The sequence below is a fragment of the Exiguobacterium sp. E17S genome (assembly GCF_057772545.1).
In genome coordinates, this window is the sequence record NZ_JBYLRU010000001.1 from 446,172 (window position 1) to 463,248 (window position 17,077).

At 47.9% G+C, this 17,077-nt stretch carries 17 protein-coding genes and 2 pseudogenes; 10 read left to right on the forward strand and 9 right to left on the reverse strand.

Features of this window, described 5'->3' with window-relative positions:
• Positions 1-211 precede the first annotated feature (211 nt).
• Together AC3B4V_RS02280 and AC3B4V_RS02285 are read right to left on the reverse strand one after the other, a co-directional pair.
• On the reverse strand, positions 212-631 hold the full coding sequence (locus AC3B4V_RS02280) for a hypothetical protein (RefSeq protein ID WP_488377633.1): 420 nt from the start codon (positions 629-631) through the stop codon (positions 212-214).
• 74 nt (positions 632-705) lie between these two features.
• Positions 706-900: an aspartyl-phosphate phosphatase Spo0E family protein gene (locus AC3B4V_RS02285; protein ID WP_023467779.1), complete on the reverse strand. Its 195-nt coding sequence runs from the start codon at positions 898-900 to the stop codon at positions 706-708.
• Positions 901-1,120: 220 nt separating this feature from the next.
• On the opposite strand from AC3B4V_RS02285, the gene AC3B4V_RS02290 reads away from it, so the two are divergent.
• Positions 1,121-1,819, forward strand: coding sequence for a cytochrome c biogenesis CcdA family protein (locus tag AC3B4V_RS02290; protein ID WP_195865413.1), 699 nt, complete (start codon positions 1,121-1,123; stop codon positions 1,817-1,819).
• Between the two features lie 16 nt (positions 1,820-1,835).
• Positions 1,836-2,314, forward strand: a pseudogene (locus tag AC3B4V_RS02295) (CcdC family protein).
• Between the two features lie 42 nt (positions 2,315-2,356).
• Here AC3B4V_RS02295 and AC3B4V_RS02300 read toward each other — a convergent pair.
• The gene (locus AC3B4V_RS02300; RefSeq protein WP_023467782.1) at positions 2,357-2,782 is read right to left on the reverse strand and encodes a DUF2621 family protein; all 426 of its coding nucleotides are present in this window, start codon (positions 2,780-2,782) and stop codon (positions 2,357-2,359) included.
• Positions 2,783-2,873: 91 nt separating this feature from the next.
• Between AC3B4V_RS02300 and AC3B4V_RS02305 the strand changes: the two genes are divergently transcribed.
• Complete coding sequence (locus AC3B4V_RS02305) at positions 2,874-3,197, forward strand: hypothetical protein (protein WP_023467783.1); 324 nt, start codon at positions 2,874-2,876, stop codon at positions 3,195-3,197.
• Positions 3,198-3,240: 43 nt separating this feature from the next.
• Here AC3B4V_RS02305 and AC3B4V_RS02310 read toward each other — a convergent pair whose 3' ends face one another.
• The 3 genes from AC3B4V_RS02310 to AC3B4V_RS02320 form a co-directional block, all read right to left on the reverse strand.
• On the reverse strand, positions 3,241-4,545 hold the full coding sequence (locus AC3B4V_RS02310; RefSeq protein WP_488377634.1) for an LD-carboxypeptidase: 1,305 nt from the start codon (positions 4,543-4,545) through the stop codon (positions 3,241-3,243).
• A 26-nt stretch (positions 4,546-4,571) separates the two neighbouring features.
• Positions 4,572-5,585 (reverse strand): hypothetical protein, encoded by a 1,014-nt coding sequence (locus tag AC3B4V_RS02315; protein WP_058265204.1) that lies wholly within the window; start codon positions 5,583-5,585, stop codon positions 4,572-4,574.
• A 92-nt stretch (positions 5,586-5,677) separates the two neighbouring features.
• Positions 5,678-6,112, reverse strand: coding sequence for an RrF2 family transcriptional regulator (locus tag AC3B4V_RS02320; RefSeq protein WP_235609863.1), 435 nt, complete (start codon positions 6,110-6,112; stop codon positions 5,678-5,680).
• A 146-nt stretch (positions 6,113-6,258) separates the two neighbouring features.
• On the opposite strand from AC3B4V_RS02320, the gene AC3B4V_RS02325 reads away from it, so the two are divergent.
• Entirely contained in the window at positions 6,259-7,056 is a 798-nt protein-coding gene (locus AC3B4V_RS02325) for a hypothetical protein (protein ID WP_488377635.1), read from the forward strand.
• A 57-nt stretch (positions 7,057-7,113) separates the two neighbouring features.
• On the opposite strand, the pseudogene AC3B4V_RS02330 reads toward AC3B4V_RS02325, so the two are convergent.
• Positions 7,114-8,273, reverse strand: a pseudogene (locus AC3B4V_RS02330) (MDR family MFS transporter); the annotation flags it as partial.
• 486 nt (positions 8,274-8,759) lie between these two features.
• Between AC3B4V_RS02330 and AC3B4V_RS02335 the strand changes: the two are divergent.
• The 3 genes from AC3B4V_RS02335 to AC3B4V_RS02345 all read left to right on the forward strand — a co-directional run bounded on the left by AC3B4V_RS02335 (position 8,760) and on the right by AC3B4V_RS02345 (position 12,150).
• Positions 8,760-10,340, forward strand: a complete 1,581-nt coding sequence (locus AC3B4V_RS02335) for a peptide chain release factor 3 (RefSeq protein WP_488377636.1) — start codon at positions 8,760-8,762, stop codon at positions 10,338-10,340.
• 125 nt (positions 10,341-10,465) lie between these two features.
• Complete coding sequence (locus AC3B4V_RS02340; RefSeq protein WP_488377637.1) at positions 10,466-10,939, forward strand: YflT domain-containing protein; 474 nt, start codon at positions 10,466-10,468, stop codon at positions 10,937-10,939.
• 122 nt (positions 10,940-11,061) lie between these two features.
• Positions 11,062-12,150 (forward strand): MBL fold metallo-hydrolase, encoded by a 1,089-nt coding sequence (locus AC3B4V_RS02345; protein ID WP_488377638.1) that lies wholly within the window; start codon positions 11,062-11,064, stop codon positions 12,148-12,150.
• Positions 12,151-12,314: 164 nt separating this feature from the next.
• On the opposite strand, the gene AC3B4V_RS02350 is transcribed toward AC3B4V_RS02345, so the two are convergent.
• Positions 12,315-13,553 carry a purine/pyrimidine permease gene (locus AC3B4V_RS02350; protein WP_149427056.1) on the reverse strand — a complete coding sequence of 413 codons (1,239 nt, stop codon included), beginning with the start codon at positions 13,551-13,553 and terminating at the stop codon, positions 12,315-12,317.
• A gap of 107 nt (positions 13,554-13,660) precedes the next feature.
• On the opposite strand from AC3B4V_RS02350, the gene AC3B4V_RS02355 reads away from it, so the two are divergent.
• The 3 genes from AC3B4V_RS02355 to AC3B4V_RS02365 are packed head-to-tail and all read left to right on the forward strand — an operon-like array spanning position 13,661 to position 16,300.
• Positions 13,661-14,482 carry a LysR family transcriptional regulator gene (locus AC3B4V_RS02355; protein ID WP_223041607.1) on the forward strand — a complete coding sequence of 274 codons (822 nt, stop codon included), beginning with the start codon at positions 13,661-13,663 and terminating at the stop codon, positions 14,480-14,482.
• 30 nt (positions 14,483-14,512) lie between these two features.
• On the forward strand, positions 14,513-15,697 hold the full coding sequence (locus AC3B4V_RS02360; protein ID WP_488377639.1) for an RtcB family protein: 1,185 nt from the start codon (positions 14,513-14,515) through the stop codon (positions 15,695-15,697).
• 33 nt (positions 15,698-15,730) lie between these two features.
• The gene (locus AC3B4V_RS02365; protein ID WP_223041609.1) at positions 15,731-16,300 is read left to right on the forward strand and encodes a hypothetical protein; all 570 of its coding nucleotides are present in this window, start codon (positions 15,731-15,733) and stop codon (positions 16,298-16,300) included.
• 33 nt (positions 16,301-16,333) lie between these two features.
• Here the strand turns inward: AC3B4V_RS02365 and AC3B4V_RS02370 are convergent, their stop codons facing one another.
• Positions 16,334-16,828, reverse strand: a complete 495-nt coding sequence (locus tag AC3B4V_RS02370) for a hypothetical protein (protein ID WP_133208051.1) — start codon at positions 16,826-16,828, stop codon at positions 16,334-16,336.
• Positions 16,829-17,077 lie beyond the last annotated feature (249 nt).

The following is a 17,077-nucleotide window of genomic DNA, read 5'->3' on the forward strand; positions in this document are numbered from 1 at the left end:
TTCGAGTTACAAACCGGGCTTTTGTGACAACAAGATTGCAAAAGAGCAGTTTTTGTCATCGATAGGACATACTGATTATGAAAAACGAAGGTTTATAGGTCTTTTGGCTTACTAAATATAAAAAATTCGCACAATTCAACAGAAAAAAGTCTTAAAAATAGAAAGTGTTGAATCCTTCGATCGTCTGATGATGAAAAAGTGAAGTGGATCATCAATACTTGACGATCGTCGTCACGCCGAACGCTGTCAGGTAAGAACGATGATACAATTCCTGCATCCAATCGTTAGTGGAAAGTTGAAACGTGCCGTGAATCGTTTGGTACGTTCGCTGGCGAATATTGATTTCGATTGGCTCTAGTAGCGGAGTGGACGGGAGATGGTCATGCATGCTGTCATTTTGATTTTCGATATATAGCAGCTCGAGGACATCTCCTTCTTCCATATAACGTTGTAGATAAATCATGAAATCCCACTGATCGGCACCTTCAATCGTATACAAGTAAGGCATCGTGAATCGACCTCGCTTCAAAGAGACATATTCAAGCGGTTCGACTTCATGTACGTATAGTTGAGGGAGATCGTCAGGTATATAGAGGGGACGAGAACTAGCAATGAATGTAAGAGCGGACATGAAGCACCTCCATCAGAAATAAAAAGTCATAAAAAAAGTCAGCATTCACACTCGAATGCTGACCAAATTGTGCATTAAGATAAGAGCGGTTCGTTCGAACCGTGAATGGTGTAGTTTTGGACTGTCCGTGAATATTCTAAAAGCAGGACGTCAAGTTCATGGCTAAGTTGTAAAACACGCGGGGAGGTGAAGCTGGACTGGTCAGCTTGATGATATAGTTCGCTACGTTTGGCTTCGATGGCTAACGTCAATAGTTGTTGTGTCGTCATAGCAGTCTCCCTTACATTGGTGTCGTATCCATATTCTAGCAAGTCCATTTACTAGGTGCAATGAGATTTCAGTAAAATCGATGAAATGTAATTTTTTTGTAATTTTGGCGGACACGAATCTTTTGCAACTTTCTGTGAGATAATAGGTGCTAAATGCAGAGGAGTTTGGCAAAATAGAGGAGGAACTTCTTCTATAGTAGTAAAGAAAGGGGATGCTCATATGGAGCTCTCATTATGGTTAGCGTTTGGAGCAGGATTATTATCTTTCGTCTCTCCATGTACGCTACCACTGTATCCTGTGTTTCTCTCATACATCACAGGTGTGTCGGTAACGGATTTAAAAGAACGGGGCGTACGAGAAAAACGATCCTTGTTTCATACGTTAGCGTTCCTCATTGGTTTTGCGATGGTATTCGTTGTACTCGGTTTATCGACATCGTTGTTCGCAGATGTCTTTATCACATATCGGGATACGTTACGGATGGTTGGGGCACTCGTCATCTTCGTTTTTGGGATTGTTCTCGTCGGATTATGGCAACCAACATTCTTGATGCGTGAAAAGAAACTGAATCTCGGGGAACGAAAAGGAGGATACGTCGGGACGGTACTCGTCGGAATCGGTTTTGCAGCCGGTTGGACACCGTGTACAGGTCCGATTCTCGCAGGAGTCATCGGATTAGCTGCGACCAATCCGAGTCAAGGCATGTTCTACATGCTCGCGTATGTCCTTGGCTTCTCGATTCCGTTCTTATTGATGGCGTTCTTCGTCGGTCGTTCGCGCTTGTTCGTGCAGTATAGTCTGAAATTAACGAAATTCGGGGGAGCCTTGATGATGGTGTTCGGAGTCATGCTGTATTTTGATGGCTTGAGTAAATTCGCAGCATGGATGAGTGACATCGTCGGATTCACTGGATTTTAATCAAGGAAGTGATCGGATGATTTGGATATCAACTGGGGTAGCGCTCGTCATGGGATTGCTGATCAGCTTCATTCGTGTGAAGGCATCAGCAAAACCGACGAATGCTAAAAAATCTTGATCCCGCCTTTTGCGATGTCGACGGGTATGCTGCAGTTTTTATACCCAGCATCCCGTCTGACATGGACGGAAGTGGCAGAAGCATTGCTCGTTGGAGCCATCTTCAGTATCTTTTTGATCAAGACATCCAATTTTTATGAAGCGGAAGGGCAAATTTATTTGCAACGTTCGAAAGCATTTTTCATCGTCTTATTCGGCATCTTACTCGTTCGGACGGTTGCGAAGTTCTTCATCGGCGGACAGATCGATATCTTCGAAACGGGTGGGATTTTTTATCTCGTTGCCTTTGGAATGATTGCACCGTGGCGCTTTGCGATGTATATGAAATACAAACGAGTCAAGTCGGGCACCGTGCCGGTTGCGCACTTACCTCACTAAAAAAACCGCTGAAGGCGACTTCGGCGGTTTTTCGTGCATCCTTCAATTTTGGAAGTATAATGCGTAGTCTCGCCAGTCGATGGCGTGCTCCGTTAGTGCTTTTTTCAAGAATTTATGATCGCGTTTCGGTGTCGCAGAAATATATCCTTTGACGACCAGTTCGGATGTCATCTCTGTCGCCCGTTCTTCAAGTGCGAACTGTCCGATCCGCCCGGCAATCTTGCGGCGTGCGACATCACGAAATGCCGATGGAACCGGCATGACGAGAGCGTTCAACAATTCCATCGTCTCATCCGTCCAAAGATGTCGTGTTTGGTCGATGTACTCATCTTCCCAGTCCATCATCGATTTACCGTCTTCTTTCGGTAACTTCTTGAGGAACTTCCGGAACATGAAAAACCCGCCAATTGCCATGAGTGTGATCATGATAAAGCCCCAGAGCAGAATCCCGTTCATGAACCATTCCATGCGCGACTCATCCCCCTTTCACATCAAATATAGATTAGCATAAATCAGGTGGACGTGCTATGATGAATGACGGAGAAAGTGAGGCGAAAGAATGCTGCAACCATACGTACAATTGGACGAGACCGGACAGCCCCGTAAAGGTGTTTTACCTGAAACAGCGGACGGTCGGATCGTTGAATTCTATTATGATACGAAGGGCGAAGAGATCACGGTGATCTTCGTCACCGTTCCGGCAGAAGATGCGAGCCGGAAGCGTGCCTTTACGGTCGGGAAAACGTTCAAGACGGTCTCGACACTCGAAGACTTCACGTTACTTCACTATGAATGGGCAAATGACCAGATTTTCGCAACACTTGAGATGTTCGCGGATGGGTCGAAACGTCAAATCGACGCTTCGAGATTGCTCGACTATTAAAAAAGAAGGAGATGCGGATTGCCGCGTCTCCTTCTTTTGATATTCAAGAAATATGAAGTCGGATGACCTCGTCATGCAGTTCCACCTGACCACCGATCGGGAACGTGAACAAAGGACTCGTATGTCCGAAGTCGACATTCGCAAGAACCGGTACGTGCTCTAGGAATGGATAGAGTGAGATCAGATATCGCAGATGCTCTTCCGTCATCTTCGTTGTGAGTTGGAAGCGTCCGAAGACGATCCCACGAATCGTTTCCGCGCCTGGTTGTGCCATCAAAGAGGCGAAATCACGGGCGAACGTTGCTGGATGGACTTCGTAATCATCTTCAAGGAATAAAATCGTATTCCGTAAATCAGGGAAGTGCGGTGTGCCTTGCAGGAGATTTAGCGTACAAAGATTCCCACCGAGCAGACGACCACTCGCTTGCCCAGCGGATAAAAGAATCGGTCCTTTGTTTGGTAACGTGATGACGTGTCCGCGATCGGTATCGCGCCAATGCACCGAAGGCTTGATCGTAACGGGATCCGTTCCAAACAACACTTGCTTGAAGTAATCAATCGTATAGGCGTCGCGATCACGAAATGCCCGTAACATTGGTCCAGAGTAAGTGATTAATCCAGTATTCGTTAGAATGGCGTGACTGAGTGCTGTGATATCGGAGAAGCCACACAGGATTTTCGGATGTGTCCGAATCAATTCGTAGTCGAGTAAGTCAACGAGTTCATTCGTACTGAATCCACCGCGAACGCACAGAATCGCATCAACGTTCGGATCAGCGAACGCAGCATGCAGGTCCGCGACGCGTAATTCAGGATCACTGGAACCGAACGGGTTGACGGCACGCGCATGTTGACTGATCGAAACACGTAATCCAAGTGATTCGAGGGTCTGGATCGCACCATCGATGATCTTCATCTCGACCGTCGAGAGGCTTGAAGCGGGTGCGATTAAGCGGACATGAGAACCATCCGTCAACTTCTTCGGCGTTAACGTCGGCAGATGGGCAGCAATGATCTCCAAACGGTTACCGAAGGGATCGGCTGTGAAGAAACGACGACGGGGCGCAAGGCGTGTGTCATGCTCAACCGGATAACCGGCAGCTTGAAGAGCATCGCTCAACGCTTCGAACGCAGCGACGGTTAATCCAGGATGCGCTTTTTTAGCAGGGGAGAATGGCTCCTCGATGCCGAGATGAAGTGCTGCACCATGGTCTTCGAACCAGACACCACCACTGGCTTGAACGCCAGTCGGTTTTTCGACTTCCTTCATATGTAAAAGCCCGGCATAAAATGCACGGGCGCGATCTTCTTCGTTTTTCGGCATAGCGAGCTGGACATGATCTAACATGAAGACACTTCCTTTACGAATGAGATTCAGGCAACGAACTGGGTGATTCGTTTTAGTTCACGTTCGACGAGGTTCAAGTAGAAGACACCTTCGATCCGGCGATCAAGAGATTGTGCAATCTCATACAGATTCGTCCGAAGCGCTGCGAGATACGACGCTTCCTCACCGAGCGATTGCCGATGAGCAAAGGCATAGTGAGCGAGTAGGAACTGAAGATATCCACGATCAGTCAAGAACGGGATCAATTGTTTTTTCTCTTCCATCGACCAAGTATAGTTCGTATCATAATACATCTTCGCATACAGGTGATACGGTTCGTCACCGCCTGTAAAGAGGGTTTCACCACGTTTGACTTCTTCGATCAAGCGTTCGCTCCAATCGAAGCGTTCTTTTTTGCGACTGAGGAACAACGGAAGGATGTATGGATGAGCCTGATCCGGCATCCGCGAGCAACCGCGTTCATGCCGTAGAGCTGCATAAAGTAGCAGGGCGCGATCTTCGAAGCCACGATCAATCGCATACGTCATCCGGCTGAATGCTTCACAGGACGGGCAATCACTGAGTTCGTCACTTGGCGCGTCAACCCATTCCGATAGATAATGATCGGCCTGTTCCTCGTCACCGAGTTTGCTGTAGACCATGAAGCTGATATAGTCGCGCGTTCGAATAAAGCCATGCGCGTCACAGAAGTCGATGAAACGGTCGAGGTCTTCTTCGAGAAGCGAGACCGTCACGTCTTCTTGTTCTGCCATATAGATCAAGTAGGACTTGTAGTTCCAGTACAAATCAAGTTCTTGTTTGGGAGTCAGTGTCATCTCATCTTTTCGGATCCATTCCATCAAGAGCGTGAAGGACACGAGAAACGATCGGAAGTGTCCTAAATCAAATTGATTTTGTGAAAATGCCCATAAGGAGAGGAAGCGGAGTGAATCATCAGCTGTTTCCTCAAAGATGGCCCATAAGGCCTCACCGCGTGCAACGGAGGGTTCTTCTTCCTTTAAGCGAAGATATAAGAGATGGAGTTCTTCTTGAGGGTTCATCTGTACCCCTCCTTTCTTATATAAGTATACCACGAGCGTTTTGAGAAATCGCAATTGAGCGAGGATGGAATAAAAAAAGATTCCGAACCGGCTCAATCGCGGTTCGGAATCATTTCAAGTATTTGTGGATGAGTATCAGCTGTCGGATGTAGCAAATCATGTACCGTGTAACTATTGAGTACTTGATGGAACGCCGCAATGGCATCATCGAAGGCATCACGTGCCGGATTGAGCGAAGGGACCTCGTGAATGCCTTCTTGCGGATCGAGAAAATGAACGGTTGGTTCAAACAGTTGTACGACGTCACCGATATGAATTGCATCTGGAGGACCTGCTAAGCGGAACCCACCTCCACGACCACGGACAGAATCAATCAGACCACTCTGTCCTAAACGATAGACTACTTTCATTAAATGATTCTTAGAAATGTCGTAACAATCCGCTACTTCCTGGATTCGGACTAAACGATCGGGATGGGCTGCTGCGAACAGCAGGGACCGAATCGCGTAATCCGTATAACGTGTCATGCGCATTTTCATCACCTACTTAACACACATACTAGGGGGGGACGCAAGCATTATCAACTCTCAATGTGCAAAAATTAAGATGCATTTTAGAGATTGTTTTTGAGGGTGGATTCACGCATAATGGACGGTGAAAGGTAGGTTAAATTATGCATTTCGATCAGGCATTACACCTTTTACAACAGCTCGGTCCATCGATGGAGCAAAAGGGATTGCGGATCGCGACGCGCTTCTATGACTCGCTTGAGGCGACGTACGAAGAAGAATTGCGCGCGCTTCGAGAAGCGGGGGCTCAGGACGGAACTCGTGCCTTGCGGATTTTACGCTTGAGTCAACTACTGAATCAGATTACCAATCAGCATGAATCGAGTGAACTGTTTAAATTGATTTTATTGAACGAAATCAATCAAACGAAATCGTTTCTGCTGACATACCCGGGCATCATCAGTCATGAAATTCTAAAAGCCATTCAGATCGAGTATGCACTAGAAGATGATGCACCGCTATTGCAAGCTTGGAGTATCGTCCATCATCAACTTGTTGATACGTGCCGCCATTTTTGTAAATACCGCCGTGCTGAGAACTGGCGTCAACAAGATATTTTGTTGATTGCAGAAGAACATCATCTCGGAGCCGTCATTGACGAAGCCCGGCATGCGCTTCTGAGTGGTCGCAAAACGACCTTGTTACATGTCTCAGCTGAGGAACTGGCAGAACGAATGTTAGCGAATGTCCTATCCTTGACGACGAAAGGGATGGTCGTTCACCACATTCGTCAAGAAGGATGGGAACAACAGATGCACGAATTCTTGACGATGATCACGGCAAATGATCCGATCGTCTTCGTCAGTGGATCGACGAATTTCATTGAAGAAATCCAGCAACGACTTGATCCGTTACCGGTCCTGTTTGGTCCGTTCGTAGCGGCAAATCAATTACCCTCTTAACGAGAAAAGCGATGTGTAACGCTCTGACTGAAGTCGGAGCATGACACATCGCTTTTTTTAGGCGGATTTCGTTAAGCGTTTTGCGCGTTGAATCGACCGGTCGAGTGCGAGATAGACTCCACCTGAGACACAACAGAGCAGTCCGACGAATCCGAGCGCAAAGTCACCTTTTCCGGTATCAAGGAATAACGATCCGAGAAGCGGTGCGGTGACGCCGCCAATCAACCACTGGAGACTCGCAGCACCGTTGTACGTTCCGCGGAGGTGTTCCGGGGCGATCAAAGCGATGAACGTCATCTGCACAGGAGACATGATCATCTCACCGAGCGTATAGAACGCATAAATCGCAAGCAATACCGTCACGAGCACGACATAACTCGTTCCGAGTGAGAACAGGTAGGACGGCACGAATGCGAGGAAAATCATGCCGATGCCGAAAATCGAGGCGCCGAGCAACATGACTTTTCCGAATGCTTTGCCGGACAAGCGAGCAGCGATCGGGAACTGGAACAAGACGACCATGATTCCGTTCAGTGCCATCAAGTAAGGAAACGGATTTTGTTTCGTCGGTAGTCCCGGCAGTGCTTCCTTCAAGAAGACCGGTAACATACTCTCGACGAGGGCAAATCCCATCGAGATGAAGACACCCGCCCCGATGAAGATTAAAAAGACATGATCCTTCCGCAATACAGTGAGCGGTGATACTTTGACTTCGTCCGTCTTTTCGATATACTCCGGTTTCGTTTCTTCGATGAAGAAGTAGAGAACGAGTCCGTACAGGAAAAAGACGAAAGCGGCAGAGTAGAAGATGAGTGAACGGTCGACGAATAGGACCGCACTTCCGAGAAGTGGACCGAATGCGGCCCCGACGTTATGTCCCATCCGCAGCAGACCGAATGATTCGTTTAGGCGTTCTGGTGGTGTGACGTCCGCGACATCGCGCTTGCCGCGGGATGGAACAGTGAACTCGATAAACCGAGCAGCGCGTTCAAAGCGAGAAGCGGTCCGAATGAATCAGCGAACGAAAAACCGATTAGTGCGATGACGTCACCGATGATCGAGAGGACCATCAGTGGTTTTCGACCGAATTTATCGGCGAAGTGACCACCAAGGACGGCACCGACGAGCGACATGATCGGTCCGGTCGCCATGATGACACCGACCAAGAAGTAGGAATCGAGTCGATCCGCATAATAAAGAACTAAAAATGGTGCAATCATGAACATCATGATCCCCGTGATCGTTTCCCCGACGAACCGGATCCAGATGTTGCGATCAAGCTGTTTGAGTGCGTTAAGCATAGTGAAAACCCCTTATATTCCGTTTTTAGACAATAGAAAAGACGGATACGCACAAATATGGGCATACCCGTCCTAATATAAGAGGGCAGCATGTACGTATACGCATACGCACACCCTGCTTAATTAAAAATTAAACGATTGGGTGACGTACAGTTGTAGCCGATACAAAGACAGTGTGGACAGATGTCCGGGCTTGATGGAATACCATTGTACGTCTCCTCCTTCTGTAATAGTGAACTTCCTAGTCATCGTAAAGAAGATCGTGATGAATTGTCAACTTTAAATCTGAAAATTGAGTCAATGAAGTGAAATGGACGAGACCTTGAAAATTCGGTATGATAGACTAGTTGCGAAAAAGATTGATCGGACTTTTGAATATATCGGTGAAAGGAACTACCATACATGACAAACATTCTACAAACGGAAGTCGAAAAGCGTCGGATTTTCGGCATCATTTCCCACCCGGATGCGGGTAAGACGACATTAACTGAAAAATTCCTCCTGCACGGAGGGGCAATCCGTGAGGCAGGTTCTGTCAAAGCACGGAAAAACTCGAAATTTGCGAAATCAGACTGGATGGAAATCGAAAAACAACGCGGAATCTCAGTTACGTCTTCGGTCATGCAATTCGAATACAACAAAAAGATCGTCTCGATCATGGATACACCGGGTCACTCGGACTTCGGTGAAGATACGTACCGAATCCTGACAGCGGTTGACTCAGCGATCATGGTCATCGATGCGGCGAAAGGGATCGAGTCGCAAACGAAGAAACTATTCCAAGTCTGTCGGATGCGCGGAATTCCAATCTTTACGTTCATCAACAAGATGGACCGTCAAGCGCGTGACCCACTCGAATTGATGGAAGAACTCGAAGAAGTCCTCGGCATCCCGTCTGTTGCTGTGACGTGGCCAGCTGGTTCAGGTCAACAGTTCGAAGGGGTCTATGACCGCGTCAAAGGACAATTCCACTGCTTTAAAAATGATCGAAAGACGATCGAACTCGGCGAGGAAGGTCTCGCAAACGAAGAACTCGCGACGACGATCAACTCGGAAATGTACGAGACGTTGATGGATGAAGTCGACTTACTCGACGGCGCAGGTAACGAATACGATGAAGAATTGATCGCAAAAGGTGAGTTGACTCCGGTCTTCTTCGGATCAGCCCTCGTCGATTTCGGCGTCACACCACTTCTCGAGCATTACTTGAACCTGTCTCCTTCACCGACACCACGTGAGTCGAACAAAGGGAAAGTCGAACCGGCACAAGACTTCTTCAGCGGTTTCGTCTTCAAGATTCAAGCGAACATGAACCCGAATCACCGTGACCGGATTGCGTTCGTCCGGATTTGTACGGGTAAATTTGATCGTGGAATGGACGTCGTCCTGACACGGACAGGCAAGAAAATGAAACTGTCGCAATCGACACAATTCATGGCGGATGAGCGGGAAACGGTCAATGAAGCGTTCGCAGGAGACGTCATCGGGTTGTATGACTCAGGCAACTATCAAATCGGTGATACGATCACGAACGGTGATCCATCATTGCAATATGAAGCGCTACCAACGTTCGCACCAGAACTCTTCTTGAAGGTCTACACGAAAAATGCCTTGAAGTCGAAACAGTTCCAAAAAGGTGTCGAACAGCTCGCGCAAGAAGGTGCGATCCAGGTCTACAAAACGGAATACAACGAAATCATCCTCGGAGCAATCGGGCAACTCCAATTCGAAGTCTTCGAGCACCGGCTCAAAGGTGAGTATGGCGTTGACATCTTGAAAGATGCTGCGAACTTCCAAGTCGCGAAATGGATCAAGCCAGCTGAAGTCGCTGCCGTCAAACAATTGACGGATTCACGGACGGTTCTCGTCTACGACCGTTGGGATAATGCTGTTCTATTATTTGCGAATGATTTCGTCTACGAGCGATTCGTTCAGAAAAACGAAGGAACGATCACATTGGTCGATTCACCGCAACAACTCTAAGTTTTTGACGGATTACTTTTCGAAGTAGTCCGTTTTTTCGTTCCTGAAATCTCGTTTGATGGCAAGCGAACAAGGGTAAAAACAGAGCGAGTTTGAATTCATATGAAAAAGGAAGGTGTCATGTGATGGCGAAACGGTTTGTTGGAATCTATCAGGATCAATCGAGTCTGGAACGAAAAATCGAGGAATTGAAACAACAAGGGCATCATGATTCGGATTTTTCTGTCGTCGGTCGAGATGATGCGGCAGACGAAGCATCGGGTGCAAGTTGGATTGATCAGGTCAAATCAAAATTTTCTAAAGAACCACCGCTCCGCGAGACATTAAAACGTGTCGGACATTCGGACGATGAGGCAGAACGGCATTACGCAGAAGTCGAGCGTGGCGGTCTTGCATTGTTCGTCAAGGATCGAGATCACGATCACGATCATGACCACGACCATGACCACCATCATCACCATGACCACGATCATGATCATGACCATCGGCACGATGATAACAAGGTCGAAAATCCAGGGAACAACGCCTATGAATCCAATCACCGCGGGGACGGTGAGAAGAGCGACCGGGCGAAGTGGAAAGCAGACGATCTCGACTAATACCTAGAAGTGAAGGCGCCGATATCGGTGATCTTCACTTTTTTTCTCGCGTCCGGAGTCGCAAAGCGAGATGTGTGGGGAATCGAGGTGCTATACTGAGAGCATCGAAGAGGTGATAAGACATGAAAAAAATAGTGACAGCTTTAGCAGGAATTGGTCTTGCAAGTGCTTGGTTCATCAACCGATACCCGGTGTTCGGGAAACGACCAAGCCGTGCAGAGCGGCGGAGTTTCGAACGATCAGACCGTTTTGTCGACGGGAAGTTCAAAAATGAGATGGATTTCCAGTTGAAGATGGAATGGGACTCGATGAAAAGTATCTTAAAGGATTACGGAAGAAACATTCCGAATCTGCGTCCTGTCAAAGCGTTACCGACGCTTCCGTATCAGCGACGTCAAGACGATAGCGAAACACCACGTGTCACATGGTTCGGACATTCGGCATTTTTACTCGAACTCGATGGGCAAACGATTTTCTTTGACCCGATGCTCGGTCGCGCACCATCACCGTTCCCGAAGCTGGGCGGAGGACGTTTTCAAACGACGCAGACGGTTGATCTCGAACGTCTACCGTTGATTGATGTCGTCGTCTATTCGCATGATCATTATGATCATCTGGATTATCCATCCGTCCTCGCCTTGAAAAATCGAGTCGGTCGCTTCATCGTGCCCCTTGGTGTCGGGAGTCGTCTCCGTGGATGGGGCGTCTCAGCTGAGCGAATCACGGAACTCGACTGGCATGAATCGACACAAGTCGGTGGCATCAAACTGACAGCGGCTCCGTCGCGCCATTATTCAGGGCGAAATGGTCTTGATCAATTTTCAACGCTATGGGCGTCATGGGTCATCGAAGGCTCGCAAAAGGTCTTCTTTAGTGGCGATAGTGGATATGGTCTACACTTTAAAGCAATCGGCGAACAATATGGTCCGTTTGACCTGACGATGATGGAATGTGGGCAGTACGATGTCCGGTGGTCCAATTCGCATATGTTACCGGAACAAACGGTTCAAGCACATCGTGACGTTAAAGGTCGCGTCCTGATGCCAATTCACTGGTCTGCCTTCATCCTCGCGTTTCATGCATGGTTCGAGCCGGTCGAACGGTTGCTCAAGGAAGCGAAACGCGATGAGATTCCGGTTCTGACTCCGATGATCGGGGAGAGTGTGACACCCGAGAGCACGACACGAAAATGGTGGCGGGAAGTGCGTTGAGTAAAATAGCTTTTTGATTTTAATCGAATAAAATGAGAAAAAAGTAGCCTTTTCGATGTGACTCGAAAAGGCTACTTTTTTAGGTGAATAAACAGATGAGATGTTCATCCTCGACTCTTATAGAAAAGCGAGGATGATGACATCGTCCGGTCGTACAATACCGTTTAGCTCGCTAATCGATCAGCCTGTTTCGCGCGACGTGAACGAACTTTTTCGATGATCTCAAAACCGAGCACAAGCATCGTACCGACGAGTAATCCGTTACTGAGGAACGGACGAAGTGTCAAAGGCAGGACTTCTGCGATGACGGTTGATTGTAACAAGATACTGATGCCGATGACAGCACTGATTGCAAACGCATGGCGGCGACGGCTATTCTCCATGTTACTTTCCGCAGACTGCCAAGCAATCAGGAACATGTGTGGCAATGTCGCAAGCAACGCGGCACTCGCGACGCTACGCGGTAATGTTGCGATGATACCGATCAAGCTTGGGAAGAAACCGATCAACGCGATGACGAGCGAGGCAATCAAGAACGGACGACGTTTCCGGCTTCCTGTTTGCGCGATGAACCCGCTCGTAATGGGTAAAGGCACCGGTACAAGCGTCGAGAACGTAGCAGCGAGTAAATGAATGACACCTTCGATGGATAATCCTTGGTGCAGACGTCCTTGTTTTTGAAGCGTCGCTTCGACGGCGCTTAAAGCGGCAATTAAATTGACGACGAGCAAAATCGCGAACGGAATCGCGACAAGGAATGCACTGCCGTCAAACTGTGGCCATCCGAACGGTAACGCTTGCGGTGGTGCGAACAAACTAGACGATGCAGGAAGCGACGGACGGCTGACGAGCCAACCGACGATGATTCCGATCATCAAGGCAAACGGACGTAAGCGACTCGGTCCGAATTGGCTGAGTCCGAGTACGAGCAAGAACGTGATGATTCCGGCGAGACGTGTTGCCTCGACGGCAAGAACGGCACCGAGCATGACGCCTGTTAATTGAATACATAATAAGAGCAAAAACGTTCCGCTGACGAGCGGTGTGAAGACGGGTAATAAGTATTTCGTCCATCCTGTCAAACCGAGAATGATGAGGACGACGCCGGCAATGACGACGGCTGCCATCGCGATCGTAAAGGCCGTTTTTGAATCGACCGGTAGTGCGGCGATGACGACGAAGATGCTGACCCATGATCCGGCAGGTCCCGATACGATCGGAAGCCGGTGGCCGAAGGCTCCGTGTAGGAAACAGGCAATCCCGCCTACAAAGAACGACCGTTGGACGAGAGCAGCTGTCTCGACTGAAGAGAGGTCGAACAGACTGGCGACGACGATTGGTAAGGCGATCGTGTTCGCGAGTAAAAAGACGATCCACTGGAAGGTAGAAGTCGTTTGTTTCATGAAAAAGCTCCTTTCTTAAACTTCAGATATTCCTGCATCATAGCATATGATTGATGTTATGATTCATATATCTTTATACATGAAAACATATGAAAGAGATGATGAATATGGATTTACGTCAGTACCGCTATTTTTGTGCGGTCGTCGAGGAACAATCCGTCACGCGGGCAGCGGAGCGCTTGCGGATGGCGCAACCAGCCTTGACGCAGCAAATCCGGCGGATGGAAGAAGAGCTTGGCGTTCGTCTGATTGAGCGGGCAGGACGCGGGATTCGGATTACCTCAAGCGGCAACCGCTTATATGAACGAGCAGTTTCTTTACTACAGTTCGAGCAGGAGACACGGATGGAAGTGAGCGACATCGAAGCCGGGCGAACAGGGATTTTGCGAATTGGTGTCAACACATTATCAGCCAGTCGGCTCGTCGAATGGATTGAACAGATGAAACGACGACATCCTGGCATTATCTTACAAGTCCACCAAGGAGAATCGAGTGCGCTCATCGAACGGTTGAAAGAGCGGTCGCTTGATGCAGCATTCGTCCGTCTGCCGATTGATGCGCAAGGGATCTCGATTGAATGGATGGAAGAAGAACCGTTTCATCAAGTCTGGCATCCGGATCACCCAACTGCGAACCTCATCATTCCGAGTCAAGAAGGACTCGGTGTCTTTCAGACGTTAAGTCAACGGCTCGGCGTCGTATCGCAAGAGACGTGTTCCGATGTCTTGACGCTGATCGGTCTTGTCCGCAGTGGACAGGCGGTGACTGTATTGCCGGAGAGTACGTTGCGGGAACTGGATATGACAGGACTGCACCAGACATACTTATCCGGTGCTGCAAGTACGACAGCCTTCGTCTGGTTGACGGAGACGGGACCGACGACACTGACAAAACAATTCATTGAAATCATGAAAGAAACAGCAGATTGATCAACAGACAAGAAAGAAAGGATAGATTGTATGAAAACGATTCAAGGCACGTATGGGGAAGCGAAGATTTTCACAGATAACGTCGACGACCTGACGATTAAGCAGGTCGCAGCTATGTTAGAGGAACAATTTGCGACAGACAGTCGTGTCCGGATCATGCCGGATTGCCATGCTGGAAAAGGGTCTGTCATCGGAACGACGATGCATGTGACGGACGAGGTCGTACCGAATCTCGTCGGGGTCGATATCGGTTGCGGCATGTTATGTACACGACTTGCTGAACAAGAACCAATCGATTATGCGAAACTTGACGCGACGATTCAGCGTCTCGTCCCAAGTGGCATGTCGGTACGCCAGCAAGCCCATCCATTATCAGAACAGATACCGTTTGATCAAGTGCTTGCACCGTTCAATGAGACACGGGCACGATTATCGATTGGTACGCTTGGTGGAGGGAATCATTTCATCGAACTGAACCAAGATGCAGCAGGACAGCGCTATCTCGTCATTCATTCTGGTAGTCGCAATCTTGGAAAAACGATTGCCGAACATTATCAAGCAGAGGCGGAAACGGCACGCTTCCAATTTGACGCTGACCAAGTCATCGCCGAATTAAAACAACAAGGGCGCGCGTCGGAGATTCAAGCCACCTTACAGCAATTGAAGGAAAAACGGTCTACGTTTAACAAAGATTTAGCATCTGTTTCCGGCGAAGCGATGGAGCGTTACCTCCATGATCTTAAGATTGCCCAACGATACGCAGCATTGAACCGTCAAGCGATGACTGAAGTTATTTTTGAAGCGATGGGATGGACGATTGCGGATCAATTCGATACGATCCACAACTATATCGATCTTGACGCGATGATTCTACGAAAAGGTGCCATCTCTGCAAAAGCCGGCGAGCGGGCAATCATTCCGATGAACATGCGTGATGGTTCCTTGATCGTCGTCGGAAAAGGAAATCCCGATTGGAACTATTCCGCGCCACACGGAGCAGGACGCATCATGTCGCGGTCAAAAGCATTCAAAACGGTTGAACTGGATGCGTTCGAAAAGACGATGACCGATGTCTGGTCAAGTTCAGTCGTCGCATCGACGCGTGACGAGTCGCCGTTTGTCTACAAACCGATGGACGAAATCATCCGTAACACGAAAGAAACGGTCGATGTCGTCGAGGTCATTAAACCGCTGTATAACTTTAAGGCGAAGTGATAGAAGGATATCAACAATGGGGGAGGATGTTCTATGAATTATAAGGGGACTATGTTGATTCTGTTTTCAAGTGTGTTTTTAATCGCTGGATGCACGGATGAGGCGGCTATGACGGAACAGAAAAAAGTAGAAGTCAAAACTACTACGCATACGAATCAAACGAAACACCCCATCTTAAATCCAGTTCAGTATGAAAAGCTGTTCAAGCATATGAATGAACACTTGAAGATGAATCAGTTTCAGTTGAAGGGAAGTACGATCGGTGCAGACTTCACGGCTGTCGACCAATCCTTGAGTTTTGGGAAAAGACGATGGTTAACGGTTGACGGAACGATTGACACGCCATCGACCCAGGAGACACTTTATTTTGAAAACCAAAAACAAGATACGCGGTTAGCGATTCATTTTGCGTATACGGATCGATACATAGGCAATGATTTGGTTCAGTATCAATCAAACGGTGATTACGGCGAGCTCCTCATCATCAGCTACAAAAATATCCTCATAACCGTGCAACACAATTCTATACAGAAAGTCGATCCTGAAACGACGCAGGAAGCAGCAAAACAGGTGATCCAGGAATTAAAAAACGTTCCCGTCTAAAACGAGAACGTAAAGAAGACAACTTTGATTTGATTAGACTGCACCATCCGGTAATGTCTCACCTGTCCGGCGAATCGTCGCTCCGAGTTCAGCGGCGATCGCATTGACAGCTTCTGAATCTTCGTTGACTTCACTGATCAAGATGACACCGTAATGGTCGGGATCAATCTGATTCAGCGTCCGGTTGAAAAGATCAAACGATTCCCGTTCATTCTTTTCATCCCGATTCGCACCGATCAAATAACCAGCAACGGAACCGACGAGCATACCGAACGGACCTCCGACGACACCGATCGCCATGCCGATCAATGAGCCTTTGAAGGATTGGTCCTGTTGCGTGAAGTCGATGGCATCGATGAAAGAGAAGCCCTCTGCTTCGTCACGTTTTGCGAGAACCATCTGATCCATCTCGATTTCCTTAATTGCCTCGAGATCCTTAATCATCGCAAAGCCTGTTTTTGCTTTTTCTAAATCACTGAAAATGATTGTCGTAATAACGTGCGTTGCATCGCTTTTATATTTCGCCATAATAAACGCCTCCACAAGAATCGGATATCGTACTACACTTTTTAAGTACCCTGAACATTCTAAATGGAAACGCGAGACTGGAAATATGAGAAAAACAGGACAACAGAATAATTTTCTAATATTGGCAATAAGTAAAACTTATCGAAAGTCTTTTGTTCTTTCAAATTGTAACGGAATCCATATTATACTATGATAGAACTGTACAAGTAAGCGGTATCAGGGGCTTGATGTCGTGAACACTTAAAGGGG